Raw genomic sequence first — 24670 nt, forward strand, 5'->3', positions numbered from 1 at the left:
GGTTCAACGGACGGCTGCCGAGACGGGGCGCTCGGCCATCACCTCGGCGAGGCTGAAATCCTGCCAGGCGAGCGCACCCCCCTTGCCGGCGCCGGTGTCGAGGAAGATCGCGCGCCCCCCGCGCTCCCCCACCATGATCACCGGCCGTCCGTCGCGTGACCGGTTGTCGTGGCCGACCAGCACGGTCAGCCAGGCGGGGATGCGGTCGACCCAGGCCGTCAGGCGGACGGGGAAGCCGTCCGCACCGCGGCGACCCGTCACCTGGCCGAAGATGGCGCGGCCGACGAGGCCCTCGGGCGGCGTCTGCCCGGCATCGGGTGGCGGGGCGTGCTGCAGCATACCGTCATGGAAGGCGGCGTGGACACAGAACAGCCGGCCGAGCGGCAGCCAGGCCGGCGCGCGGCCGATCTCCTCGATGTCGCGGGCCTTCAGCGTTGCGCCGTCCGGCGCGGCGGCAATCTGCTCGAGCGTCCGGCCGAGGCCGTCCCGCTCGATCCGCACCGACTGCCCGAGCAGCGCCCGGCGCAGCTTGTGGTCGTGGTTGCCGAGCATGAACAGGCCGCGCCCGGCATCCATGGCGGCGAACATCGCGCGTAGCACGGCGGGGTTGTCGGGTCCGTGGTCGGTCAGGTCGCCGAGCTGGATCACGAACAGCCCGGCCGCTTCCGCGCCCGCGAGGGCGGCGGCGAAGCCACGGGCATCGCCATGCGTGTCACCGACAACGCGCACCCCGGCGAATCCGGCCGACCGGAGGCTGTCGGGTGTTGGAATCACGCCGCGTCCGCGCCCTTCACGGCCGCGAAGGCCGCCAGCGCCCGGGACCGACCTTCGGCCAGATCGACGACCGGGGCAGGGTAGTCGCGACCGATGGCGATGCCGGCTTCGCGTAGCACGTCGGCCGGCGCTTCATGCGGGCGGTGGATGAAGCGGTCCGGCAGGCCGGCCAGCTCGGGACACCAGCGGCGGACATAGGCGCCGCCGGCGTCGAATTTCTGCCCCTGCAGCACCGGGTTGAAGATCCGGAAGAAGGGCGCGGCATCGGCGCCGCATCCGGCGACCCACTGCCAGGAGGCCGCGTTGTTGCCGAGGTCGGCGTCCACCAGCGTGTCCCAGAACCAGGCCTCACCGTCCTGCCAGGGCTGCAACAGGTGCTTGATCAGGAAGGAGGCGGTGATCATCCGGACCCGGTTGTGCATCCAGCCGATGCGCCAGAGCTGTCGCATCCCGGCGTCGACGATCGGAATCCCGGTCCGGCCGCGCTGCCAGGCGCGCAGCATCGCGGCATCGCTGCGCCAGGGGAAGGCATCGAATGCGGGCCGCAACGCCCGTTCCGGCATCTCCGGCCGGTGCCAGAGCAGGTGGTGGGAGAATTCCCGCCACAGCAACTCCTTGCGGAAGATGTCGCGGCCGGTGCCCCGCCGGCCCTGCGTGGCGTGCCAGAACGTGGCCGGCGAGACCTCGCCGAAATGCAGATGGGGGGAGAGGCGGGAGGTGCCGTCCTCCATGGCCGGCTGGTCCCGGCCCTGGGCGTAGTCGGCCAGCCCGTCCTCCAGGAAGCTGTCGAGCCGCGCCATGGCGCCGGCCTCGCCGGGCGTCCACCAGTCGGCGAACTCGCCGGCCCAGTCCGGCCGGGGCAGCAGGCCGAACTGCCCGGGGCGAAGGCCGGTGGGGGCGGCCGCCGCGCCGATCAGCCGCCGAGGGGCGGGGATTGGCGGCGGCAGGACGTCGAACCCCATCGCGGCAGCACGCGAGAACGGCGTGTAGACGGAGAATGGCTTGCCCGCCGCGGTCCGCACCCGCGTCGGGTCATGCATCAGCGCGCTGCGGTGCAGGATGAGGCGCGCCCCGGCCGCCTGCAGCGCCGTCTGCGTCTCGGCGTCGCGATCGCGGGCGGCGGGCTCCGTCTGCCCACCGGCGTGCACCTCGGTTGCCCCGATGCTTGCGGCGAGATCGGGGATGATCCGCCGCGCATCGCCGCGGCAGACGAATAGCGGCGTGCCAAGCCCGGCCAGCGCCTGGCCGAGCGAGACGAGGCTGTGGTGCAGCCACCAGCGCGAGGCAGCGCCGGGCGACCATGGACCGTCCTCGATGACATAGACGGGCAGGACGGGGCGGTCCTGCACCGCGGCCAGCGCCGGATTGTCGGCAAGGCGAAGGTCCTGGCGGAACCAGATCAGCGCGGGCTCATGCATCCGTCATGATGTGGGGCCGAGGCGGCGGCGCGTCATGGGCCTGTCATCACAAGCCCACTGGCCCCGACCTTGCTGGGCGGACCGGGTCACGCCTTGGAGCCATCGTGTCGCGCCCGCCATCCCGTATTCCCGCCGGGGCATGCCTGGCCGTCCGGCAGTGCCTGCCGCAACGACGGGCAGGTGCCGATGCGGGGCGTGACACGATGCTTGAGGCGCATGGCATCGCCGGCGCAGGCTCCCGTCACGGACGCTTGCCGGAGCCCCGTCACGACCCGATGCGCCATGTGACCGAATCCCGCGAGAGGAACCCCCGATGACGATGCAGCGACGTACCCTGATCCGTGCCGCCGGCGGTGGGCTTGCCGCGAGCCTGGCCGGCCCGCGCCTGCTGCGCGCGCAATCGGCGACCACGCTGCGCTTCACCCCGCAGCAGGACCTGGTGACGCTCGATCCCGTCACCACCACCGCCTATGTCTCGCGGAACCATGGCTACATGGTCTTCGACACGCTCTACGGCATGGATGCGGCCTATCAGGCGACGCCGCAGATGGTCGATGGCCACACCATCGAGAATGACGGGAAGCTGTGGAACCTGACGCTCCGGGACGGGCTGCTGTTCCACGATGGCGAGCGCGTGCTGGCGCGGGATTGCGTCGCCTCGATCCGCCGCTGGGCGCGCCGCGACCCGTTCGGCGCGACGCTGCTGGAGGCGACCGAGGAACTATCGGCGCCCGACGACCGCACCATCCGCTTCCGCCTGAAGCATCCCTTCCCGCTGCTGCCGATCGCGCTGGGCAAGGCGTCGGTGCCGGTCTGCGCGATGATGCCGGAGCGTCTCGCCAACACCGACCCGTTCCGGCAGGTGCCGGAGCTGATCGGCAGCGGTCCCTTCCGCTTCGTGGACAATGAGCGCGTCCCGGGATCGCAGATCGTCTATGCGAAGTTCGACCGCTACGTGCCGCGCCGGGATGGGGTGGGCGGTTGGACCTCCGGCCCCAAGGTCGTGCATTTCGACCGCGTCGAATGGAAGGTGATGCCCGACCAGGCGACGGCGACCAACGCGCTGGTCCAGGGTGAGCAGGATTGGCAGGAATACGCCTATCACGACCTGCTGCCGCAGCTTCGCCGCGCGCGGGGCGTGACGGTGCGGGTGCTCGACACGTCGGGCTTCGTCGGCATGGTGCGGGTGAACCACCTGCAGGCGCCCTTCGACAATCCGGAGATCCGGCGCGCGCTGTGGGGGGCGATCGACCAGACGGCCTGCATGCAGGCGTTGGTGGGCGACGATCCCAGCCTGTACCATGTGCCGCTGGGCTTCTTCGGGCCCGGCACGCCGATGGCGTCGGATGCGGGGCTCGAGCCGCTGAAGGGCCCGCGGAACTATGATCGCGTGAAGCAGGCGCTGCGGGCGGCCGGATACCGCGACGAGAAAGTGGTCTTCATGATCCCATCGACCTCCGCGCCGAACGCGGCGATGGGCGCGGTGGTGGAGGATCAGTTCCGCCGTGCCGGGCTGAACGTCGAGATCTATTCGGTCGAGTTCAACGCCATGCTCCAGCGCCGCAACCGCAAGGGGCCGGTGAGCGACGGCGGCTGGTCCGCCTTCATCACCAACTGGGCCGGCACCGACTGGCTGAACCCCGCCGGGCACATCGCGCTGCGCGGCAATGGCGAGGCGGGCTACGCCGGCTGGGCAACGATGCCGCGCATCGAGGAGCTGCGCGGCGCCTGGTTCCGCGCCCCGGACCTCGCGGCCCAGCAGGCGATCTGCCGCGACATCCAGATCGAGGCGATGCGGGAGGTGCCGTACTACCCTACCGGGCAGTACCTCCAGCCGACCGCGTTCCGCAGCAACCTGACGGGGATCCAGGAAGGCTTCGCCACGTTCTGGAGCGTGCGGCGGAGCTGAGGGAGTTCGCCGCTGCCGAGGCCGGTCGGATCCGCCGCGCCTTTCGTACCGTTCCTGTTGACGGGCCGGTGCGGCCGGCCCTGTGGTGCGGCATCATGTCCAAAGCCACGCGCGCCACGACGATGCTGACCAGGGCCGGCATCGCCTTCACCCTGCACAGCTACGACTACGACCCGGATGCCGACAGCATCGGGTTGCAGGCCGCCGAGGCGCTGGGGGAGGCACCGTCGCGCGTGCTGAAGACGCTGATGGCGCTGGTGGACGGCAAGCCCGCCTGCGTCATCGTGCCATCCGACCATGAGGTGTCGATGAAGCGCCTGGCCGCGGCGTTCGGCGGCAAGTCCGCACAGATGATGAAGCCGGCCGAGGCCGAGCGCGTCACCGGCTACAAGGTCGGCGGCATCAGCCCCTTCGGGCAGATGCGGCCGGTGAGGACAGCCATCGAGGCGCAGGCGATGGCGCATGAGCTCGTCTACATGAATGGCGGGCAGCGCGGGTTGCAGGTTCGGCTCGGCCCGCAGGACGCGGTGGCGGTGCTCAAGGCAATCGTGGCACCGCTGGTCGCGTGATCGCTGGCCTATGACGACCTTGCGGTAGTTCTCTTTATGTTCTAGTTCTGAGGCGGGTTGGGGGACCGGGGGAGAACGGCAGCGCAGGACGATGCCCCGTGCAACAGGTCTTCGATTTTCTCCCGCCGCCGCCGAATAAAGCGCCGAGGCTCTACCTGGGCCTGGTCATGGAATCAGCGGTGGGTCGTCGGTTAGGCGACCTCGCCGGAACCATGACGCGCCACGCCGTCGGCTGGAACTGCACGCGGGTCGGCTCGCATCATCTGTCGCTCCATTTCCTGCGGCACGGCGCGCGACCGCCGGAGCGGCTTATCCATGCGGTGGAGCGGGCCGCGGGTCAGATACGCACGCCGGCCTTCGAAATGTCGTGCGGCGAGGCAGCCTGCATCCGCACGCCGAGCGCGGCGCCGGACCCATTCCGGCTGATTCTGCGAGCGGAGAGCGAGGCTCTCGCGCCGCTGCACCAGGAGCTGATGGGGGGCTTGATACGGCAAGGACGCAAGGCGCGGCCCGACTTCGCGCCGCACATCACGTTGGGGCGCGGTGCAACCGCCCTGACGGTCCAAGCCATCGACCCAGTTCGGATCGCTGTGCAGGAGGTCGCCCTCATCCTGAGCGGCGAGGAGTATCGAATTCTTCGCCGCTTTCCACTCGCGGTTTGAGGCCGTGCCTGTCAATCGCGCCCCGGATCGCCGAGCGGAAACAGGTGCCGATACGGCCGCGCCGCCTCGACGACCGTCACGACCGACGGCCGCGTCAGCAGCCGCGCACGGTATTGGCGCAGGGCAGGGCACGTCGCCGGAATCGGCTCTGACCAATCGCCGTACAGTAGCCCCGGCGCGGCGCCGCAATCGGCGAGGGTGAAGTCCTCGCCCGCGAGCCAGCGCCGGCCGGCGAGACGCTTGTCGAGCCAGGCATAGGCCGTTTGCATCGTCGCCCGCGCCTGCTCCACGCCAACCGGATCGCGCTCGCCCTCCGCGCGTAGCGGATCAGTGGCGATCTTCTGCATCGGTACCAGCACGTAGTTGTCGATCACGCGGTCGATCAGCCGCACCTCCGCCGCCGCATCGTCATCCTGCGGCGTGAAGCGCGTGGGGCCGGGGTGATGCCGGTCGAGATGGTCGATGACGAGCGTGGCCTCCGCGATGACGCGATCACCATCGACCAGCACGGGGAATTTGCGGAAGGGCCACAGGGCGATGAGCGCTGCGCGGTCTTCCTCCTTCCGCAGGTCGATGTGACGAAGGGCGAAGGGTGTCGCGTTCTCGTGCAGCGCCACCAGCGCCTTCTGGCAGAAGGCCGCGAAGGGATGAGCGTGGAGCGTCAACGTCATGGACGTCAGCCTTCCGACGCGCGGCGATACCGCAAGATCACCGAGCCGACGTCGAGCGGGCGGCACTCCACCAGCCGCATGGTCGATTCCGGCCGGCCCTCACGGAACAGCGGCTTTCCGTCGCCGAACAGCTGCGGCGTGATCATCAGCCAGAACTCGTCGACGAGGTCGGCGCCGAACAGCGTCTCGGCCGCGCCGGCGCCGCTGAAGGCGAAGATGTCGCCGCCGGTGACATCGCGCTTCAGCCTCGCCACCTCGGCTGCGATGTCGGGACCGGCGATGCGGCCGTTCCAGCCGGGATCGCCGGTCAGCGTGCGGGACATCACCGTCTTCGGCAGCGCGTTCATCTTCGGGGCGTAGTCGATGCCCGCCGCGATGCTGTTCGGGTCGGTCTCCGCCGCGCTCCAGAAGCCCTTGTTGAACTCGAAGTTCACGCGGCCATAGATCAGGTGCTGGGCGCGGGCGAGGGCGGCGTTGGACCAGGCCTCCCCGACCTCGTCCGACCATGGGGGCGGCGCGAAGACACCGCCGGGCTTCTCGATATAGCTGTCAAGACTGGTGAAGACGGTGAAGACGAGATCTGCCATGGGATTGTTTCCTTCGACGCGCTCGAAACCAGTTGCAATCAGCAATCGGTAGCGTCTTGCCCGAACTGATCCTAGAATGCAACCGATATGTTGTCAGAACCAATCGATACGCCGCATCGCTCCGGCTGTCCCATCAACCTCACCCTCGAGGTGCTGGGCGATCGCTGGAGCCTGATCGTCATCCGGGACGTGATCTTCGGGAATGTCCGGCACTTCCGCGAATTGCTGCAGCGGTCGAAGGAAGGCATCGCGTCGAACATCCTCGCCGACCGGCTGAAGCGGCTGGTGGCGGCCGGGCTGCTGACGCGGCGGGACGACCCGACGCATCGCCAGAAGGCGATCTACAGCCTGACCGAGCCGGCGATTCAGTTGCTGCCGCTGCTGGCGCAGATGGGCGCCTGGGGCCGGCGGCACACGCGATCCTCGCCCGACCTGTCCATCCGCGCGCAGCTGCTGGAGGAAGGTGGCCCTGCGCTGTGGGAGGAATTCATGAACGAGCTCCGCCACCGCCATCTCGGCGCGGCCGATCCGGGGACCAACGTGCTCGGCAAGCTGACCGCGGCCTATGAGGCGATGCGCGACAAATCGGCGTAACCTGCCGCGACGAACCAAGGAGGCGCCCGGTGCCCATCACCATCCATGGCATCAAGAACTGCGACACGATGAAGAAGGCCCGCGCCTGGCTGGAGGCGCACGGCATCGCGCACGACTTCCACGACTACAAGGCCAAGGGCATCGATGGTGCGACGTTGAAAGCGTGGGCAGGAAAAGTCGGGTGGGAGAAGCTGCTGAACCGCAGCGGCACGACCTTCCGCAAACTGCCAGACGCGCAGAAGGAAGGCATCACGGAAGCGCAGGCGCTGGCGCTGATGGAAGAACAGCCTTCGATGATCAAGCGGCCGGTGCTGGCGCTGGGGGATCGGCTGGTGGTGGGGTTCGACAGCGGAGAATACGAGCGGGCGGTGGCGACGCTGCCGCGGGATTGATCGCTGCATCGGCGCCGGGGCGCGACGATGAGTGGATCAGGAAGGGGTCCTCCCCCTTCCGACCCCTTCACATTGCCATGGCCATGTGAAGGGGGCCGCACCGGCCGAAGGGCCTTTGCTAACCTCCACTTGGCGCCGATCGCGACAGTTCGGACTCTGTTTGCGACACCCTCCGGCGCGCAGCAGGGGTCTGTGACCGCCGTGCCCAGCGCCGGTAATGGCGGTCCAGGCCATCCATGGCCTGGCGGGGTGAGGTCCGGAGAGGGGCAGAGCCCCTCTCCGACTACCGTCGCGCCAATCCGGCGGCGCGTTTCTCAGACCGTCTTCGCCAGTTCTTCGAGTTGGCTGGCCGCGGCGCCCCAGCCGTCCTGGAACCCCATCGCCTCATGCTTCGCCTTCGTTTCGGCATTCGCGTGGAAGACAACGGCGCGATACAGCGTGCCGTCGCCATCCGGCTCGAAGGTGATGACGCCCGACATGAAGGGTTCCGCGCGCGGGCGGAAGCCTTCCTCCATGGCATCGGTCCAGACCATGCGGCGTTCCGGCACCACCTCCAGGAAGCAGCCGCGGTTCGGCATTTCCTCGCCGTCGGGGCCGCGGATGATGCAGTTGAACCGGCCGCCGGGGCGCGCGTCGATCTCGGCATCCGTCGCGCGCCACGGCTTCGGGCAGAACCATTGCTCGAGCAACGCCGGCTGAGTCCAGCACGCCCAGAGCTGCTTCGGCGTGGCGGCGATCCGGCGTTCGAACACCAGGTCGCGCGTCGGGTCGAAGGTGGCGGTGGCGGCGTCGGTCACTGTGCGTTCTCCTGGGGGACTGCGACCATCCACAGCACGCCGAAGCGGTCGACGACCATGCCGAAGGCCGGGCTGAAGAAGGTCTTGCCAAGCGGCATGCGGACCTCGCCGCCATCGGCGAGGGCATTGAAGAAGCGGCCCGCCTGCTCGGCATCGCTGGCGGGCAGCGAGACGCCGAAGCCGTCGAACTTCGCGGCGCCGGCGCAGAACCCGTCCGAGATCATCAGCGCATCCGCGCCGATGCGGATCTCGGCATGCAGGATCTTGTTCTCGCTGCCGGGCGGCAGCATGCCGGGCGGCGGCTGATCGGGCGCATCGCTGTTGCGCATCAGCATGATCGTCTCGGCGCCGAGGGCCGTGCCGTAGAAGGCGATCGCCTCCTCGGCACGGCCCTCGTAGAACAGATACGGCGTGATCGGCATGGTTGCGTCCCGCCGATCAGGCTTCGAGGATAGCGTTGAAGCCGCCATAGATCATGCGCTTGCCGTCGAAGGGCATCTCGGAGCCCTCCATCTTCATGCGCGGATCCTCCATCAGCTTCTTCCAGCCATCGTCGCGGGCCTGCTTGGAGGGCCAGGTGATCCAAGAGAAGATCACCGTCTCGTTCTCCTCCTGCTTCACCGCCATGCGGAAGGAGGTGAGCTTGCCTTCCGGCACGTCATCGCCCCAGGCCTCCACGACGGAGAGCGCGCCATACTCCTTGAAGACCACGGAGGCCTTCGTCGCGTGCTCGAGGTACGCGTCCTTCTTGTCGTTCGGCACGGCGGCCACGAAACCATCGACATACATGGGCTGTTTCCTTCTCCCGGTTAAAGCCAGTCCTGATCGGGCCGGACCATCCGGCCGGATGAGATGCTCGGTCGAACAACCGATGCCGAGCGATGTGCGTCCGCTACGATGCGTTGAATGCCGCTTCGAGCGCGGCGGCGTCGATCTTCACCATCTGCATCAGCGCGGCCATGACCCGGCCGCGCTGCGCCTCGTCGCCGGCCTTCATCAGGCGCGGCAGGGCTTCCGGCACGAGCTGCCAGGCGACGCCGTAGCGGTCCTTCAGCCAGCCGCAGGCCTGCGCCTGCCCGCCATCCAGCAGCGCATCCCACACGCGGTCGAGCTCCGGCTGGTCGGCGCAGAGGGCGGAGAGCGACACCGCGTTCGTGAAGCCCTCGCCCGGATTGCCGTTCATGGCGAGCATCGGCGCACCCCCGATCGAGAACTCCACCAGTAGCACGGAGCCGGCCGGGCCGGGCCCGCCGGGCGGCAGCCGGATGATGTCGCCCATGACGGCACCGGGGATGGTGGCGCAGTAGAAGCGCGCTGCCTCCTCGGCCTCGGTGGCGAACCAGAGGCTGGTCGCGATCTGCGTCATGCTGCTGCCTTTCCTTCCCGATGCGCGGGCGCCGCGAAGAGGAGTTCGACGTAGCGGCGCAGATGCCGGAGGCTTTCCGCGGCCACATCCGTGGACCCCGTCGCCTTGGCGAGGATGAACGCGCCCTGGATCACCGCCTGGGTGTGCAGGGCGAGACTCTCCGGCGTGGTGCCGGTGACGCCGTAGGTTGCCATGGCCGCGGCGATGTCGGCCTCGAGCGTGGCGGCGTGACCGCGGATGCCGGCCTCGCAGGCCGCGCGGATGGCCGGATGCGTCTCGTAGGATTCCTGCACCATGGTGCCGAGCAGGCAGGTGATGTCGGCCATGGGGCCGGCGAGGATCGTGGTGCGGAAGTCGATGTAGGCCAGGAAGCGATCGAGCGGGTCGGGCTCGGCCCTGAACGGGGCCCCGGCGAACAAGGTTTCCGCCATCGCACCGAAGTGACCGGCGGCGGCGACGGCCAGGTCCTCCTTGCTACGGAAGTGATGGAAGAACGCGCCCTTGGTGACGCCCGCGGCGGCGCAGAGGTCGTCGACGGTCGTGCCCGCATAGCCGCGCGTGCGGATGACGGCGAGGGCCGCATCCAGCAGGCGGGTCCGCGTCTCGCCGCGGCGGGGAAGAGGATCGTTCATGGCCTGGACCATACCGACCGGTTGGTATGAAACGCAATCCCCAATCTTACGCATCCACGCACCCGTGATGCCGGGCGATGCCGGGCGGTCGGCCTTGGGCACCTGTCGCATCGATACGCGCCGCATGGACGCACCGAGGGCGCGCGATCGCCTACCGCTCACGCTTGATCGTTTGATGAAGGCGGCGCCGTCGACGCGCGGCGCCCGGCGTCAGCCCATCAGGCCGCGCGCCACCACCATGCGCTGGATTTCCGACGTGCCGTCGAGGATGCGCAGCAGCCGCACATCGCGGTACAGCCGCTCGACGGCGCTGCCGACCATGTAGCCTTCGCCGCCATGGACCTGCAGCACGCGGTCCGCGACACGGCCGAGCGCCTCGGTGGCAAACAGCTTCGCCGCGGCCGCATCGGCGGGTCGCAGCGTGCCGTCATCCCGCGCGCGGGCGAGTTCGAGCGCCATGCAACGCGCCGCGAGCGCCTCCGCCACGCAATCCGCGAGCAGCGCGGCAACCGCCGGCTGCTCGGCGAGCGGCTTGCCGAACTGCCGCCGTGCGAGGGCATGCCGCCGCCCTTCGTCGATCAGCCGTTCCATCAGCCCGGCTGACAGCGCGGCGAGATGCAGCCGGACCTTATCCAGGCCGCCGAGCGCGAGCTTCAGGCCCTCGCCCTCCGCGCCGACGAGGGCTTCGCCCGGCACCGCGACGTTGTCGAAGACGATGTCGGCCACCTGCGCGCCGCGCATGCCCATCTTCTGTTGCGTGAGCTGCACCGCGATGCCCGGCGACGCCGGATCGATCGCGAATGCGGAGATGCCGCGGGCGCCATCGCCCCCGCTGCGCGCCATCACCATCAGCATCCCGGCTTCCGGCGCATTCGTCACCCAGCGTTTCCGGCCGCTGATGCGCCAGCCGTCGCCATCCCGCCGCGCGATGGTCCGCAACGATGCCGCATCCGACCCGGCTTCGGCTTCCGAGAGGCAGAAGCAGGCGATCAGGTCGCCCCGCGCGAGACCGGGTAGCCAGCGAGCCTTCTGCGCCTCCGTCCCTGCGCGCAGCAGGATCTGCGCGGCCCCACCGCTGTTCAGCGCGTAGACGGCGCGATAGGCCGGCGCCGTCCGGCCGAGGACGAGCATCAGCCCGGCCTCCTCCTCCATCGTCAGGCCAAGCCCGCCCTGCGCTTCGGGGATGGAGATGCCGAACAGGCCGTGATCGCGCAGCGCGGCGCGCGCGTGGTCGGGCATGCGATCCTCGGCATCCATGCCCGCCTCGGCGGGGATCAGGATGTCGTCGACCAGGGTGCGAGCAGCGCGGAGGCGTTCGGCCTGCCGTATGGGGCTTCGAATCATGCGCCAGTCTAGGCCGGCATCGTCACCGCCGGCACTGAGCGATGGACCGCGCCATCATCATCTCGATTTCCGCGTTCGACGGGCGGATCATGCCGCGAAGGAGCGGGATGTACCAGGCGAAGGACAACTGGCTTCGCATGCGGCTTTCAAAACAATCGCAGTTCACACCGACGGCGACGAGCGTGGTGTCGCAGCGCCGTCTGAACTCGTTGGCGTCCTGGTTCCTGAGGAACAGCGTGGCCAGCCCCATCAGCAGCACGAACGTCCCCGCATAGGTCGCAACCTTGAACAGGGGCGTCGAGGAGAATGCGCGTCGGGGCGCGACCGTCGCGGGCTGGTCCATGCTGGTGGCTTGCGCCGTGAACTTCCGGTTCATCGTGCTGTCGGGCGCAAGCTGCTCGACGATCCGCTTGTGTTCCTCGAGGGTGATCTCGCCGCGCGCGAGCCGGCTGTCGGCGATCTCCTTCGGTGTCATGGATAGTTTCTCCGGCGATACGGTTCCCATCTAGCGGAGCCGCCGGTGCCGAAGTCAAGGAAACGGCATTCGGTGAGAGGCGGGCGGCTTCGGCGCCGGGAACGCGCTTTCAGGCGCATCCCCGGCGCCGGGTGCCTCAATCGCTCTCCGGCGGGATCACATTCGTCTCGAGCCCATCCACCAGGACGTCGCGAACCGTCTCCGCACTCTTCAGCCGGATGTCGTCCCACGCCTCCGGCGTGTGGAAGGCGATGTGCGGGCAGATGATGAGGCGGCCGGTGAGCCAGTCCTCCCGGTCGCGATAGGCGCGCAGCAGGGAAGGGACGTCGTTGCCCGGCGGCTCCACGGGAATTACGTCGAGCCCGGCCGCCGCGACGTGGCCATCCCGCAGCACGCGCTCCAGCGCGTCGATGTCGAGGATCGGCCCGCGCGCGGTGTTGATGACGACGGCGTTCTTCGGCAGCAGGCGCAGCTCGCGCTCGCCGACCAGCCCGCGCGTGTCGCGCGTCAGCGGGCAGTGGATGGACAGCACATCGGCCTGGGCCAGCATCTCGTCCATCGTGCGGCAGCGCGTGACGCCGATCGCACGGTCCGCGCCGTTCGGCAGCGCCGGATCGTAGAACACGACGCGATAGCCGAGCGCCTTCGCCCGCAGCGCCGCCGCGGTGCCGATACGGCCCAGGCCGAGCACGCCGAAGGTCTGCACTTCCTGCCGCCGCACCGCCGGGCTGCGCATCACGCCCCAGGGCGCGGGGTTCGGACCGCGCTGCGTGTCGTGATACATCGTCAGCCCGCGGCGCAGCGCGAGCGCCATCAGCACCGCGAATTCCGCCACTTCCTGCGTGCCGTAGTCGGGCACGTTGCACACCTTGATGCCGCGCGCCGCGGCGGCCACGCGGTCGACGCGGTCATAGCCGACGCCCATGCGCACGATCATCTTCAGCTTCGGGAAACGCGCGATCTGGTCGGCCGGCACCGCCATGCGCAGCGTCATCAGCGCATCGGCCTGCTGGCACAGCTCGTCCGGCAATTCGGCCAGCGACGATTTGCAGGCGCCCTGCAGCACCCGGACGGAGGGGCCCATGACCCGCTGCTCGAGTGCAGTGTCGGCGTAGAGCCCCTCGGGCTCGAGCACGGTCAGCGTCACGCGGCTTCCTCCAGGTGTTCTGTACGGCGAAGGATGCGAGGCGGGCGCAGGCCGCGCAAGGTCAGGGGCAGTGCCAGCTTCCGGTGACGGTGATCGCCTCGCTCTCGGGTAAACGGTTGTGCGGGACCTGCCTGACCAGGCCGGCGACGCGGAAGCGGCCGGACCTGCCATCGGGCGCGATGGTCACGACGGCATCCGTCGCGGCGCCCTCGGCGACGCTGCGTTCCCACAAGCCCTGGGCATTGCCGACGGTGATGCGGAAGGCGCGGCCGAGGCGGACCGGCCCATCGGCCTCGAGCGTGCCCGGCGCCGGGAACACGTCGAGCGAGAAGCGCGCCTGTGGGCCGTAGCCACGCCATTCTGCGCTCAGGCCCTGGCTGTCGGCCGGGAAGTCCGGCCCGAACACCACGCCATAGCCAAAGACATGGCTCGGCGGCTGGTCAGGCACCGGTGCGGGTCGACCGGCGCTCGGTAGCCGCGCGCGGCGGGGCAGGGCGCAGTGATGGGTGGCGTCGCCGGCGTGGCGAAGCGTGACGTCTTCCTGCATTCGGCCGGTCGCGACGTAGCGGATATGGATGTCGCCGTCGTTGAGTGACGGCGCCTCCGCGCAGGCGGCAGCGGCAATCCCGAGCAGCGCCACGCGCCAGCCGGTCATGGCGGACACCCCGTTGCGGCTACCGCCACCGATGCTTGTCGAGTGCCGCGCGCAAGGCCCCCATCAGCATTTCCCGCGCCGTCGCGTCCGGTGCGCGGTCGATCGCGTCCTCGACCGCGAGCAGCAGCGCCGCACGCTCGTTGTGCCAGTCAAGGCGGCCAGCCGCGGCTGGATCGGTGCGGCGCCGCGGCGCCTCCTGCCGGACCGGTGCTCCGCCTTTCGGCAGCAGGAAGCGTTCATCGAGGGTCGGCATCAGCACCTGCCCGGTCCTGACCGTTCTGTCGGCGGCAACCCGCGTCGCCAGCGCCTCCATTGCCGGCGGCTCGCCATGAACCAGGAAGACCCCGCCTGTGACCGGTCCGCGCGCCTTCAACCAGTTCGCAAGCTCAGGCGCGTCGGCATGGCCGGAATAGTCGCGGATCTGCCGGATGGTCGCGGCGACACGGATCGACTCGCCCTGGATGCGGACTTCCTTGCGCCCGTCCAGCAGGAGCCTGCCGAGGGTCCCTTCGGCCTGGTATCCCGTCAGCAGCACCGTGGCTTCCGGCGACCACAGCCATTGCTTCAGGTGGTGGCGGATGCGCCCCGCATCGCACATCCCCGAACCGGCGACGATGATGTGGAAGCCCTCGACGGCCGCAATGGCGCGGGACTGCGCGCCGGTCTCGGTCGGGTGCAGCAGCGGCGAGCGCAAGGCGCGCCGGACGGAATCACCCTCCTCCAGGGCGCCGATATTGTCGAGGAATGCCTCGGTCGCACGGATGGCCAGCGGGCTGTCGACGAAGACCGGCGCCTGCGGGATGCGACCGGCCTGCATCAGCGTGACCAGGTCCCAGCAGATTTCCTGGGTGCGTTCCACCGCAAAGGCGGGGATCAGCAGCGCGCCGTCGGGACGCACCGCATCCTTCACGATGCGCTCGAGCCGGTCCCGCCGCTCGGCATGGCTGACACAGGGCTTGTCCTCGTCGCCATAGGTGGATTCGAGGAAGACGTGGTCGACCCCCTGCGGCCCTTCCGGGTCGCGGTAGAACACCGCGCAGTCGGGGCCGAGGTCGCCCGAGACCAGCACGCGCACCGGGGGGCCGTCGCGCTCGGCGAATTCCAGTTCGATCGAGGCAGAGCCCAGCATGTGCCCGGCATTCCACCAGCGGGCGCGCACGCCCGGCAGTTCGGCGAAGTCCAGCCAGCGATCCATCGGCACGGCGCGGAAGGAACGGACGGCATTCGCCGCATCGGCGGCGGTGTAGATCGGCTCGACCATGCCGTGTCCGCGTCGGCGGCTGCGGCGGTTGAGGTTCTCGACCTCCATCTCCTGCACATGGCCGGAATCCGGCAGCATGACGCTGCACAGGTCGACCGTCGGCGCGGTCGCGTGGATAAGGCCGCGGAAGCCCTGCTTCACCAGCTTCGGCAGCAGGCCGGAATGGTCGATGTGGGCGTGCGTCAGCAGCACCGCGTCGATCTCTCGCGGGTCGTAGGGGAAGGGCTCCCAGTTCAGCGCCTTCAGCGTCTTCGGCCCCTGGAACATGCCGCAATCGACGAGGAAGCGGGCGCGACCCGTCTCGAACAGCAGGGACAGGCCGGTGACGGTCTGGGCGGCGCCGCAGGCGCGGACTGTGACGGGCATGGCCGCTACGCCGCCGCCGTGCCGCAGGCAGCCGGCGCGGGTCGATGACGGAAGGCGATGGCGCGGGTCATGGGCCTGAGCTCCTGCCGGTACGGTTCCTCGCCCCCAGTCTCCCCACCCCGCGCCATGGCGCAAGCGCGGGTCCGATGCCCGCGCTCGCGCGTGGCGCGCAGGGCATCGCTGTGCCATACAGGCGCCGGCTCTTGATGCAGCTCAACGGCGATTGCCGCGCTTACCGGCCGGTCGCGCCGACAATCCGCCAGGGCGCTTGAACGGACGTCATGCATCCTCTCGACACCACACGGGCGCTGATGGAAGGAACCGGATCCGGGGCCGACATCTGCCTGCGGTGCGGCTCGCGGTCCATCGGTCTCTGTGCGCCGCTCGACGCCGGGATGCTGGACGACATGGCCGGGGACAGCGAGCGCCACGCGCTCGACGCGCGGGATGCGATCTTCCACCAGGGCGACACGGCCCGCTTCGTCTACACCCTCACCGAAGGCATGGCGCGGCTGACGCGCGTGCTGCCGGATGGCCGGCAGGCCGTGATCGGCTTCCGCTTCGCCGGCGACACGCTGGGGTTCACCCCGGCGACCGAGCATGCCTTCGGCGCCGAGATGCTGACCCGCGGCACCATCTGCCGGATCGAGCGGCGGCGGCTGGATACGCTGTTCCGCCGATATCCGCTGCTGGAGCGTCGCTTCCTGGACCTTTGCGTCCGCGAACTGGCGGCGAGCCAGGACCATATCCTCGCCCTCGGCCGGTTCAGCGCAGAGGAACGCGTTGCGGCCTTCCTCGTCTCGCTGGCCGAGGCGCAGGAACGCCGAAACCATGCCGGCCCCGTCTTCGACCTGCCGGCGACGCGCGCCGACATCGGCGAGTTCCTCGGCCTGACGCTGGAGACGGTCAGCCGTGCCATCTCCGCCTTCCGCAGGCGCGGCTGGATCCGGCTGCATGGCCATAACGGGCTGGAACTGGTCGACCGGGCCGCGCTGATCGGCCTCGGCAGCGGCGACCGGCCCGGCGCGTGACCGCGCACCGCATGGCGGCCCCGCATTCCGCCCCCTGGTGGAATTCGCGTTCGACGTAATCTTTCCCGCCGATGATCGCCCTTCCGAGTCCCCAGCAGCTCCGCTACCTCGTCGCCCTTGCCGAGCACAGCCATTTCGGCCGCGCCGCCACCGCCTGTGCGGTGACGCAATCGACGCTTTCCTCCGGCATCTTCGCCCTCGAGCGCCAGCTCGACGCCGCCTTGCTCGAACGCACGGGCGGCATGCGGCCGGTCTTCACGCCGCTCGGGCGGGAACTGGTCGGCCGTGCCCGTACCGCGCTCGCCGCCCTGACCGCGCTGGTCGAGACGGTCGAGACGGCACGCGACCCGCTGACCGGTCCGCTGCGCCTCGGCACCATTCCGACCATCGGCCCGTTCCTGCTGCCGCGGCTGATGCCGCGCCTGCGGGAAGCCTTCCCACGGCTGCGGCTCTGGCTGCGGGAGGACATCACCGAACGCCTCGTCGACGGCCTGGAGGGCGGCAAGCTCGACCTGCTGCTGCTCGCGCTGCCCTGCGATTGCGGAGAGGTGGAGTCGGTCACCATCGCCGACGATCCCTTCCACGTCGCCATGCCGCCCGCCCATCACCTCGCGGCGCATGCGGAGATCCATCCCGAGGCACTGGCCGGGGAGCGCCTCATGCTGCTCGAGGACGGCCATTGCCTTCGCGATCACGCGCTGTCCGCCTGCGGCCTGCCCGGGGCCGCGGCCTCCGAGGAATTCGCCGCCACGTCGCTGCACACGCTGGTGCAGATGGTCGGCGGGGGGCTCGGTCTGACGCTGCTGCCGGCGCTCGCCGTCGCCGGTGGCGTCAGCGCGGGGGCCGATGTCGTGGTGCGGCCGCTGGTCGGCGCCTTCGGCCGCCGCATCGCGCTCGCCTGGCGGGCGCGCAGCCCGCGCGCCGAGGAATTCCGCGCCCTCGCCGCGCCCATTGCGGAGGCCATGCGCGGCCTGTAGCAACGGGTGAGGGAGAGGGAAGGGACCGGGCGATGGCACAGTTCGACCTCGGCGGCATTCTCGGCGCGGTGCTCGGCGGCGGTGGCCGCACGAGGGGCCGCAGCGGTGGCCAGCAGCAGCTCGGCCGCGCCATCGCGGTGCTGGCCGGCGCCGCCATCGAGGCCATGGCCAAGGCGCAGCAGGCGTCCGCCCCGGCACCCGAGGTCCCCCCGCGCAGCGGCGCGCGCAGGCCCGCCCCCGCAGGATGGGACCAGCCCGTTCCCGCCGGCCAGCCCGCCCGCAAGCCGGCGCCGATGCGCGGCAGCGTTCCGTCGGCCGGCGGTCCCTGGGGCCGTGGCACGCCATCCGCGAAGCCCGCCCCCACCGCGAACGATCCGTGGTCGCCCGTGCCGGGCGCGCCACCGCCCCCGCCCATCGCCGCCGAGGACCGCGAGGGGCTGCTGATGCTTCGCGCCATGATCGCGGCGGCCAAGGCGGATGGCCAGGTCGATGCCGACGAGCGCGCCCGCATCGCCGATCAGCTCGAGGCTGCCGGCCTGTCGCCCGCCGCTCGCGACGCCGTCCTCGCCGAGTTCGGCCAGGATGCCACTGCACAGGCCCTGGCGCGCGAGGCATCGGACCCTATGCTCGCCGCCCAGCTCTATGCCGCCGCCGTTGCCGGCGCGGCCACCATCGAGGGCGCCGAACGCGCCTGGCTCGACGACTTCGCCAAGGCGCTGCGGCTCGATCGCGCCGCCACCGACGCGATCGAGAGCCGCATCAGGGGAAGGTAACGACCATGACCGAATTGACCGACGCCGAGAGCCGCCTGCGCGACCGCGCCCGCGAACTCGCCCGAGAGGCCGCCGCCCAGGCCGCTGCTGCCGACAGGTCGGAACAGTACCCCTGGCCCATGGTCGCGCGCATGCAGCAGGCGGGCTTCATGGGCCTGACCATCCCGAAGGAGATGGGCGGGCCGGGGCTGTCCTATTTCGACGCGGTGCTGGTGATCGAGGAATTCTCCAAGGCCTGCGCCGTGTGTGGCCGCATCGCCGTGGAAGCCAACATGGGCGCGGTCGGCGCCATCATGGCCTATGGCTCGGCCGCGCAGAAGAAGATCGCCGCGGAACTGGTGCTGGCCGGCGACAAGCCCGCCATCCTGATCACCGAGCCGGAGGCGGGTTCCGCCGCCACCGACATGCGCACCCGCGCCGTGAGGCGCGGCGATTCCTGGGTGATCGACGGCGACAAGACCTGGATCACCGGCGGCGGCGTGTCCCGCCTGCATCTGATCTTCGCCCGCGCCGTCGAGGATGGTGAGGAGAAGGGCATCGGCGGCTTCATCGTCGCCCGCACCGGGGAAGGCATGCCCGACGGCATGACCGCCGAGCGCATCCCGTCCATGGGCCTGCGCGGCATGCCGGAGGCCAACATCGCGATGCGCGGGCTGGTGGTGCCGGATTCCATGGTGCTGCGCCCGCCCGGTGGCTGGGCGCGGGGCTTCGGGCGGCTGATGGATGCCTATAACGGGCAGCGTGTGGGGGCTGCGACCGTCGCGCTCGGCCTTGCGGCCGGCGCTTACGACCACGCCCTGGTCCGCGCCCAGGCGCGCGAGCAGTTCGGCCGGCCGATCGCGGAGTTCCAGGGCCTGGCCTGGATGCTGGCGGACATGTCGATCGAGCTCGAAGCCTCCCGCGCGCTGGTGTGGCGCGCGGCGCGCTCGGCCGGGCCGAACGGCTTCCCCGACCGGTTGGCGGCGGCGCAGGCGAAGGTGATGGCGGCCGACATGGCGATCCGCGTGACCAACAACGCGCTGCAGGTGTGGGGCGCGGCCGGGTATTCGCGGGAGAACCCGATGGAACGCTACGTCCGTGATGCGCGGATGTTCGCGATCGCCGGTGGCACGGCGCAGGTGCTGCGGACTCAGGTGGCGGAACAGATCCTGGGACGGAAGCTGCCGCAGACGAGGGGCGGGTTCGTGCGCCTGGCGGAGAAGGCGGAGCGCGCGGCGGCAGAGTAGGTCGCCGTAGCAGCGGGTGAGGGCGGGGAGAGGCCGCGCCCCCGCCCCGCGCGTCATCGCATCATGCGCGCCGGCGGGGCGCCGGCCGGTTATTCACCCGCGCCACGGGAGCTTGCGGCAGGGAGCGCCGCTGCAGGTGCCGCCACACCTCGGCGTCCCGATTGTAGAAGTCCGGGCGGGACTGCAGCGCGCCGCCGGCATCCACGAACGCCGTCTGGTAGATGACGAAAACCGGCACGGGCGTCGGCAGGACGTGCCGGGTGGTGCCGCCCGCGGCGATCCCTTCATTGATTGCGTCGACCGGCCGTTGCATCAGCAGGGCAGCGAACTCACGCGGGTTCTGGACCCGGATGCATCCATGGCTCAGGCGACGGTTGTCGCGGTTGAAGACGGTCCTGTCCGGCGTGTCGTGCAGATACACGTCGAACCGGTTCGGCATGTCGAACATGATCACGCCGAGCCCGGCCTCGGGTCCGGCCAGTTGCTCCACCTCGCCATTGGGGCGCATGACCATGTTGTTCCGCGCGAGGTAGTTCGGGTCGCGGGCGATCCTGGGCAGGATCTCCGCATCCACGATGTCCTTCGGGATGACCCAGGGCGGGTTGAAGAAGCTCGCCTCGATCATGGCGCGGAATTCGGGGCTCTGGTTGCGCGTGGCATCGTCCCCGACCACGACCCGCGTCGTGAACACCGGCTGGCCGGCGCGATACAGCACCAGACTCTGATCGGCCACGTTGACCCAGACCCGGTCGGCCGGCAGTCGCCGCGGCAGCCAGCGCTGACGTTCGAGGTTCACCTCGGCCGCACGCAGGCGGTTCGCCGCGACGATGCCGCCGGCTCCGTTGGCGCGATAGCTCTGCAAGGCCCCGCGCAGGGCCTCATAGGTCGGGGTCTTTGGGGCCAGCGCCTCGATCGCCCCCGCCGCATCCCCGCTGCGGATCCCGGCATGAAGCGCGGCAGCCACGTCGACCGGCTCCGGCGACAGCGCCTCGCTGTCTCGCCGGCGATCGACCGGCACGGCGCCGCCGGCCAGCGCGTCGGCATAGGAAAGGAAGGCGCTCGACAGCAGCAATTCGCGGCGAAGCGGCGGAAATGTCGTACGACGCCGCAGCAGGCTGGCATGGAACAGCTCGGGGTCCAGCCCGTGATCGTCGGCAGTGAGTACCGCTTCCACCAATGCGTCTGCCTGCGACTGGCGCGTTTCCCAGACGGGCTGGAAGTCACGACGCGCGTAGAAGCGCTGCAGGAGCCCGGCATTCAGCGGTTCACCGGCCACCATCAGCTCGGGCGCGCCATCGTTCAGGTTGCCGATGCTGGGGTCGGTACGTGGCGCCGGCCTGGACGTCACCGGTCGATCGGGCACCGTGCCGCATGCGGAAAGGCCGCATGCCGTGGCGAGAGCCATCGCGCCACCCCGGAGGGTGCGGCGCCGCGATACCACGGCAGCGCTGTCTTCTTCGTCACAGCCGGGCCTGATCGTGGGCCGCGACGCGCGCAGTGATGTCACTCCTCAATCCTTTCCCGGCCGGCACAACTGCTTGTTTGACTCTTTGCGAAGAATTGCCATTCAATCATGCGCTGTCCAAGAGCCATGCAACTATGGCGAAGGAGAAAGAGATGGCCCTCGTTTCCAAGCTGATGACTTGCCCGCGACTGTTCCGCAAGGTGGCGGTGGTGGCCGTCGTGATTCCGGCGGCGCTCGCGGCCTGCGCCCAGCAGCCGCCGCCGCCCCCGCCTGCGCCGGTCCAGGCTGCGCCGCCGCCGGCGCCGGTTCCGGCCGCGCGGGGCTGATCCGCAGGGGAGAATAGGACGTACCCGTCTGCCAATCCCGGCTCGTGCTGATCAGCGGGCCAGGGGCGACGGATCGTTTGGCGCGACGCTGCGGCGTCGTGGTGCTTTACCGAGGCGGCGAGCCTCGGGGCGTTGTCAGCCGAATGTGCTGACTGACCGGACGAGACGGAGGACGCTCCCGCCGAGGGCACGGGGCGGCTTCCGGCCTCATCCAACCGGCCTCTATATCCGACTGCCGCACGCACGCCTCCGAGGTTGACGCGCGCCCCGCACCCCCCTAGAAGCGCCCCCTCACGAGGTAAGCCATGAAGATCCGCAATTCCCTGAAGACCGCCAAGACCCGCGACAAGAACTGCGTGCTCGTCCGCCGCCGTGGCCGGGTCTATGTGATCAACAAGAAGAATCCCCGCCTGAAGGCCCGCCAGGGCTGAATGCGGCGCGCCGGCTCGTTCCGGCGCCTCAGGTTGTGGATGAAAAGGGGGCTCGCGCCCCCTTTATCTGTTTCCGGCATGGCTGCCGGCTGGCGCAGGCATCTTGCTGCCACTTCCGTCGGTGCGCTTTACGCGCCCGGCCGCGATGCGCATCTTCCATGCTCGGAGGACCGCCGCCGTGATCTCGCTGCCGCCGCCCAATCAGCAGACCCTCGCCCGCCGGGCCGAGATTGTGGCTGCCCTCTCGGCCATCGTTCCCGGCGACGGCGTGATCAGCGATGCCGTCCGCCTCAAGCCATATGAGACGGATGGCCTCGCCGCCTATCGCCAGATGCCGCTTGCGGTGGTGCTGCCGCGTACGACCGAACAGGTCGCCGCCATCCTCCGCTACTGCCACCAGAACGCTGTCCGCATCGTTCCGCGCGGTGCCGGCACCTCGCTGTCCGGCGGCGCGCTGCCGATGGAGGACGCCGTCGTCATCGGCCTGATGCGCATGAACCGCATCCTGGAGATCGATCTCGACGATCGGCTCGCGGTGGTGGAGGCCGGCGTGACCAATATCGGCATCACCAACGCCGTGGCCGGGGACGGATTCTTCTATGCGCCCGATCCGTCGTCGCAACTCGCCTGCATGATTGGCGGCAATGTGATGATGAATTCCGGCGGCGCGCATTGCCTGAAGTACGGCGTCACGGCGAACAACCTGCTCGGTCTGAAATTCGTCACCATCGAGGGCGAGATCGTCACCATCGGCGGCGCCCACCTCGATGCCGCCGGCTATGATTGGCTCGGCCTGATCACGGGTTCGGAAGGCCAGCTCGGCCTCGTCACCGAAGTCACCGTCCGCATCCTGCGCGGGCCGGAAGGCGCGCGCGCCATGCTCGCCGCCTTCAAAGGCACCGAGATCGCGGGCGCTGCCGTGGATGCCATCATCGCGTCCGGCATCATCCCGGTCGCGCTGGAGTTCATGGACAAGCCCTGCATCCATGCCTGCGAGGCCTTCGCCCATGCCGGCTACCCGCTGGACGCCGAGGCCATGCTGATCATCGAGGTCGAGGGCAGCACCGCCGAGCAGGACGACCTGCTGAACCGCATCAAGGCGATCTGCGAACGCTTCGACCCGATCAGCCTGAAGGTCGCCGAATCCCCCGAGCAGTCGCTGGCGATCTGGAAGGGCCGCAAGGGTGCCTTCGGCGCGGTCGGCCGCATCAGCCCCGATTATCTCTGCATGGACGGCACGATACCGACCTCCGAACTGCCCTTCGTGCTGAAGCGCATCGGGGAGATGAGCGAGCAGTATCGCCTCGGCGTCGCCAATGTCTTCCACGCGGGCGACGGCAACCTCCATCCGCTGATCATGTTCGACGCCAACGACGCTGACAGCTTCCGCCGGGCCGAAGCCTTCGGCGCCGAGATCCTGACGCTGTGCGTGGAAGTCGGCGGCTGCCTGACGGGCGAGCACGGTGTCGGCGTCGAGAAGCGGGACCTGATGACGGTGCAGTTCACCGCGCGCGAGCTCGACCAGCAACGCGCCATCAAATCGGCCTTCGATCCGCAGTGGCTGCTGAACCCCTCCAAGGTCTTCCCGCTCCAGGCGGCGGCCGAATGAACGACCTGCTGGCCCCCGCGGACGAGGCCGCGCTCGCCGCCGGCATCGGCGCCGCCCATGCGGGGCGCGAGCCGCTGGCGATCGAGGGCCGCGGCACCAAGCGCGGGCTTCTGCGGCCCGTGCAGGCGGCGCGCACGCTCTCCACGCGCAACCTGACCGGCATTACCCTCTATCGCCCCTCCGAACTCGTGCTTTCGGCCCGCGCAGGCACGCCGGTTCCCGAGATCGAGGCCGCGCTCGCCGAGAAGGGTCAGCACCTGATCGCGGAGCCGCCCGACACGCGCGGCATCTTCGGCGCGGCGGAGCCAGCAACGCTCGGCGGCATCGTCGCGGCGAATCTGTCGGGCCCCCGGCGCATCTCCTGGGGCTCGATGCGCGACCACCTGCTCGGAATCCGATTCGTGAACGGGGCAGGGGAGGTGCTGCGCTCCGGTGGCCGCGTGCTGAAGAACGTCACCGGGCTCGACCTGTGCAAGCTCCTGGCAGGGTCGTACGGCACGCTCGGGGTGATGACGGAGATCACGTTGAAAGTGCTGCCGGCGCCCGAGGCCACGGCGACGCTGCTCGTCCAGGTGCCGGACGTTGCCGCGGGAGTGCGGGCGGTCTCGGCCGGTCTCGGCAGCCCGTTCGGAGTGTCCGGCGCGGCGGTGCTGCCGGGCGTGCCCATCCTCGCGGCGATGCGGCTCGAGGATTTCGCTGCGTCTGTCGCCTACCGATCGGAGCGTCTTCGCGAGGCGCTCGTCGCGTTCGGCGCCGTCACCCTGCTGGAAGGCGAGGCTAGCCGCGCGTTCTGGCGCGAGGTCCGCGATGCCGCACCGCTCGCGGCGCGCGCGGAGGAGGCGGTGTGGCGCGTCTCCGTCCGGCCCTCGGCCGGGCCCGCCGTGGCTCGGGTGGCGGAGGCGCTGGGCGGGCGCGCGCTGCTCGATTGGGGCGGTGGTCTGGTATGGGTGGCCGCGCCGGCGACGGCCGCGGCGCATGGGGCGCTGGTCGCCGCGGCGGCGCCGTCCGGCGGAACCTGCACGCTGTTCCGGGCGCCGGAGGCGCTGCGCCTGTCGGTGGAGGTGCTGCCGCCCGAGCCGCTGCCCCTCGCGGCCATCGCGCAGCGCGTGAAGGCCGCCCTCGATCCCGCCGGCATCCTCAACCCGGGCCGGATGCGCGCCGGCACCTGAGGCTGGGCGCGACGTTCCGCGCCGCGCGTGCAAGACTGCTGCAT

The 24670-nt window shown here is 70.1% G+C and carries 28 protein-coding genes; 13 read left to right on the plus strand and 15 right to left on the minus strand.

The features are described from left to right. Positions 1–3 precede the first annotated feature (3 nt). Positions 4–729 (minus strand): metallophosphoesterase, encoded by a 726-nt coding sequence (locus tag GXW78_RS02510; protein WP_338147664.1) that lies wholly within the window; start codon positions 727–729, stop codon positions 4–6. A gap of 41 nt (positions 730–770) precedes the next feature. Then, a complete protein-coding gene (locus tag GXW78_RS02515; protein ID WP_211865765.1) occupies positions 771–2192 on the minus strand; it encodes a cryptochrome/photolyase family protein in 1422 nt (473 codons plus the stop codon). 319 nt (positions 2193–2511) lie between these two features. Here GXW78_RS02515 and GXW78_RS02520 point away from each other — a divergent pair, with 319 nt between their 5' ends. The 3 genes from GXW78_RS02520 (at position 2512) to GXW78_RS02530 (ending at position 5332) form a co-directional block, all read left to right on the plus strand. Beyond that, on the plus strand, positions 2512–4101 hold the full coding sequence (locus GXW78_RS02520; RefSeq protein WP_211865848.1) for an ABC transporter substrate-binding protein: 1590 nt from the start codon (positions 2512–2514) through the stop codon (positions 4099–4101). A 95-nt stretch (positions 4102–4196) separates the two neighbouring features. Continuing rightward, complete coding sequence (ybaK, locus tag GXW78_RS02525; RefSeq protein ID WP_211865767.1) at positions 4197–4670, plus strand: Cys-tRNA(Pro) deacylase; 474 nt, start codon at positions 4197–4199, stop codon at positions 4668–4670. A gap of 98 nt (positions 4671–4768) precedes the next feature. Continuing rightward, a complete protein-coding gene (locus GXW78_RS02530; protein WP_211865769.1) occupies positions 4769–5332 on the plus strand; it encodes a 2'-5' RNA ligase family protein in 564 nt (187 codons plus the stop codon). Positions 5333–5343: 11 nt separating this feature from the next. On the opposite strand, the gene GXW78_RS02535 is transcribed toward GXW78_RS02530, so the two are convergent. Then, on the minus strand, positions 5344–6003 hold the full coding sequence (locus GXW78_RS02535; protein WP_211865771.1) for a glutathione S-transferase family protein: 660 nt from the start codon (positions 6001–6003) through the stop codon (positions 5344–5346). 5 nt (positions 6004–6008) lie between these two features. Next, on the minus strand, positions 6009–6590 hold the full coding sequence (locus GXW78_RS02540; protein WP_211865773.1) for a dihydrofolate reductase family protein: 582 nt from the start codon (positions 6588–6590) through the stop codon (positions 6009–6011). A gap of 87 nt (positions 6591–6677) precedes the next feature. Here GXW78_RS02540 and GXW78_RS02545 point away from each other — a divergent pair, with 87 nt between their 5' ends. Next, on the plus strand, positions 6678–7184 hold the full coding sequence (locus GXW78_RS02545) for a winged helix-turn-helix transcriptional regulator (RefSeq protein ID WP_211865775.1): 507 nt from the start codon (positions 6678–6680) through the stop codon (positions 7182–7184). Positions 7185–7213: 29 nt separating this feature from the next. Further along, complete coding sequence (locus tag GXW78_RS02550) at positions 7214–7576, plus strand: ArsC family reductase (RefSeq protein WP_211865777.1); 363 nt, start codon at positions 7214–7216, stop codon at positions 7574–7576. A 314-nt stretch (positions 7577–7890) separates the two neighbouring features. On the opposite strand, the gene GXW78_RS02555 is transcribed toward GXW78_RS02550, so the two are convergent. From GXW78_RS02555 to GXW78_RS02600, 10 genes are all read right to left on the minus strand, one after another. After that, positions 7891–8373: an SRPBCC family protein gene (locus tag GXW78_RS02555; protein ID WP_338147665.1), complete on the minus strand. Its 483-nt coding sequence runs from the start codon at positions 8371–8373 to the stop codon at positions 7891–7893. Continuing rightward, positions 8370–8795, minus strand: coding sequence for a VOC family protein (locus GXW78_RS02560; protein ID WP_211865779.1), 426 nt, complete (start codon positions 8793–8795; stop codon positions 8370–8372). The genes GXW78_RS02555 and GXW78_RS02560 overlap by 4 nt, the downstream gene beginning before the upstream one ends. Before the next feature lie 16 nt (positions 8796–8811). Continuing rightward, positions 8812–9162 carry a DUF1428 domain-containing protein gene (locus GXW78_RS02565; protein WP_211865782.1) on the minus strand — a complete coding sequence of 117 codons (351 nt, stop codon included), beginning with the start codon at positions 9160–9162 and terminating at the stop codon, positions 8812–8814. A 103-nt stretch (positions 9163–9265) separates the two neighbouring features. Next, positions 9266–9739, minus strand: coding sequence for a VOC family protein (locus tag GXW78_RS02570; RefSeq protein WP_211865784.1), 474 nt, complete (start codon positions 9737–9739; stop codon positions 9266–9268). After that, positions 9736–10371 (minus strand): TetR/AcrR family transcriptional regulator, encoded by a 636-nt coding sequence (locus GXW78_RS02575; RefSeq protein ID WP_246521776.1) that lies wholly within the window; start codon positions 10369–10371, stop codon positions 9736–9738. The genes GXW78_RS02570 and GXW78_RS02575 overlap by 4 nt, the downstream gene beginning before the upstream one ends. Positions 10372–10581: 210 nt before the next feature. Beyond that, entirely contained in the window at positions 10582–11715 is a 1134-nt protein-coding gene (locus GXW78_RS02580) for an acyl-CoA dehydrogenase family protein (protein WP_211865786.1), read from the minus strand. A 22-nt stretch (positions 11716–11737) separates the two neighbouring features. Further along, complete coding sequence (locus GXW78_RS02585) at positions 11738–12190, minus strand: hypothetical protein (RefSeq protein ID WP_211865787.1); 453 nt, start codon at positions 12188–12190, stop codon at positions 11738–11740. A 136-nt stretch (positions 12191–12326) separates the two neighbouring features. Next, complete coding sequence (locus GXW78_RS02590; RefSeq protein WP_338147666.1) at positions 12327–13337, minus strand: C-terminal binding protein; 1011 nt, start codon at positions 13335–13337, stop codon at positions 12327–12329. Positions 13338–13398: 61 nt separating this feature from the next. After that, the gene (locus GXW78_RS02595) at positions 13399–13992 is read right to left on the minus strand and encodes a hypothetical protein (protein ID WP_211865788.1); all 594 of its coding nucleotides are present in this window, start codon (positions 13990–13992) and stop codon (positions 13399–13401) included. 19 nt (positions 13993–14011) lie between these two features. Then, positions 14012–15619, minus strand: coding sequence for an MBL fold metallo-hydrolase RNA specificity domain-containing protein (locus GXW78_RS02600; RefSeq protein ID WP_211865789.1), 1608 nt, complete (start codon positions 15617–15619; stop codon positions 14012–14014). A 281-nt stretch (positions 15620–15900) separates the two neighbouring features. Between GXW78_RS02600 and GXW78_RS02605 the strand changes: the two genes are divergently transcribed. The 4 genes from GXW78_RS02605 (at position 15901) to acdA (ending at position 19626) form a co-directional block, all read left to right on the plus strand. Further along, entirely contained in the window at positions 15901–16650 is a 750-nt protein-coding gene (locus GXW78_RS02605) for a Crp/Fnr family transcriptional regulator (RefSeq protein WP_211865790.1), read from the plus strand. A 71-nt stretch (positions 16651–16721) separates the two neighbouring features. After that, a complete protein-coding gene (locus tag GXW78_RS02610) occupies positions 16722–17627 on the plus strand; it encodes a hydrogen peroxide-inducible genes activator (RefSeq protein WP_211865792.1) in 906 nt (301 codons plus the stop codon). 32 nt (positions 17628–17659) lie between these two features. Next, the gene (locus GXW78_RS02615; protein ID WP_211865794.1) at positions 17660–18400 is read left to right on the plus strand and encodes a DUF533 domain-containing protein; all 741 of its coding nucleotides are present in this window, start codon (positions 17660–17662) and stop codon (positions 18398–18400) included. A gap of 5 nt (positions 18401–18405) precedes the next feature. Then, positions 18406–19626 carry a 3-sulfinopropanoyl-CoA desulfinase gene (acdA, locus tag GXW78_RS02620; protein WP_211865796.1) on the plus strand — a complete coding sequence of 407 codons (1221 nt, stop codon included), beginning with the start codon at positions 18406–18408 and terminating at the stop codon, positions 19624–19626. 61 nt (positions 19627–19687) lie between these two features. On the opposite strand, the gene GXW78_RS02625 is transcribed toward acdA, so the two are convergent. Then, positions 19688–20974 carry a L,D-transpeptidase scaffold domain-containing protein gene (locus tag GXW78_RS02625; RefSeq protein WP_211865798.1) on the minus strand — a complete coding sequence of 429 codons (1287 nt, stop codon included), beginning with the start codon at positions 20972–20974 and terminating at the stop codon, positions 19688–19690. 269 nt (positions 20975–21243) lie between these two features. On the opposite strand from GXW78_RS02625, the gene GXW78_RS02630 reads away from it, so the two are divergent. The 4 genes from GXW78_RS02630 to glcE all read left to right on the plus strand — a co-directional run bounded on the left by GXW78_RS02630 (position 21244) and on the right by glcE (position 24626). Further along, positions 21244–21417, plus strand: a complete 174-nt coding sequence (locus tag GXW78_RS02630; RefSeq protein ID WP_211865800.1) for a hypothetical protein — start codon at positions 21244–21246, stop codon at positions 21415–21417. Positions 21418–21722: 305 nt separating this feature from the next. After that, a complete protein-coding gene (gene ykgO / locus GXW78_RS02635; RefSeq protein ID WP_137125466.1) occupies positions 21723–21848 on the plus strand; it encodes a type B 50S ribosomal protein L36 in 126 nt (41 codons plus the stop codon). Between the two features lie 178 nt (positions 21849–22026). Then, positions 22027–23457, plus strand: a complete 1431-nt coding sequence (locus GXW78_RS02640; protein WP_408904161.1) for an FAD-linked oxidase C-terminal domain-containing protein — start codon at positions 22027–22029, stop codon at positions 23455–23457. Continuing rightward, a complete protein-coding gene (glcE, locus tag GXW78_RS02645; RefSeq protein WP_211865802.1) occupies positions 23454–24626 on the plus strand; it encodes a glycolate oxidase subunit GlcE in 1173 nt (390 codons plus the stop codon). Before GXW78_RS02640 ends, glcE begins: the two co-directional genes overlap by 4 nt. Positions 24627–24670: the final 44 nt, after the last annotated feature.

Origin of the sequence: Neoroseomonas terrae (assembly GCF_018129025.1) — a bacterium.
Lineage (GTDB): Bacteria > Pseudomonadota > Alphaproteobacteria > Acetobacterales > Acetobacteraceae > Neoroseomonas > Neoroseomonas terrae.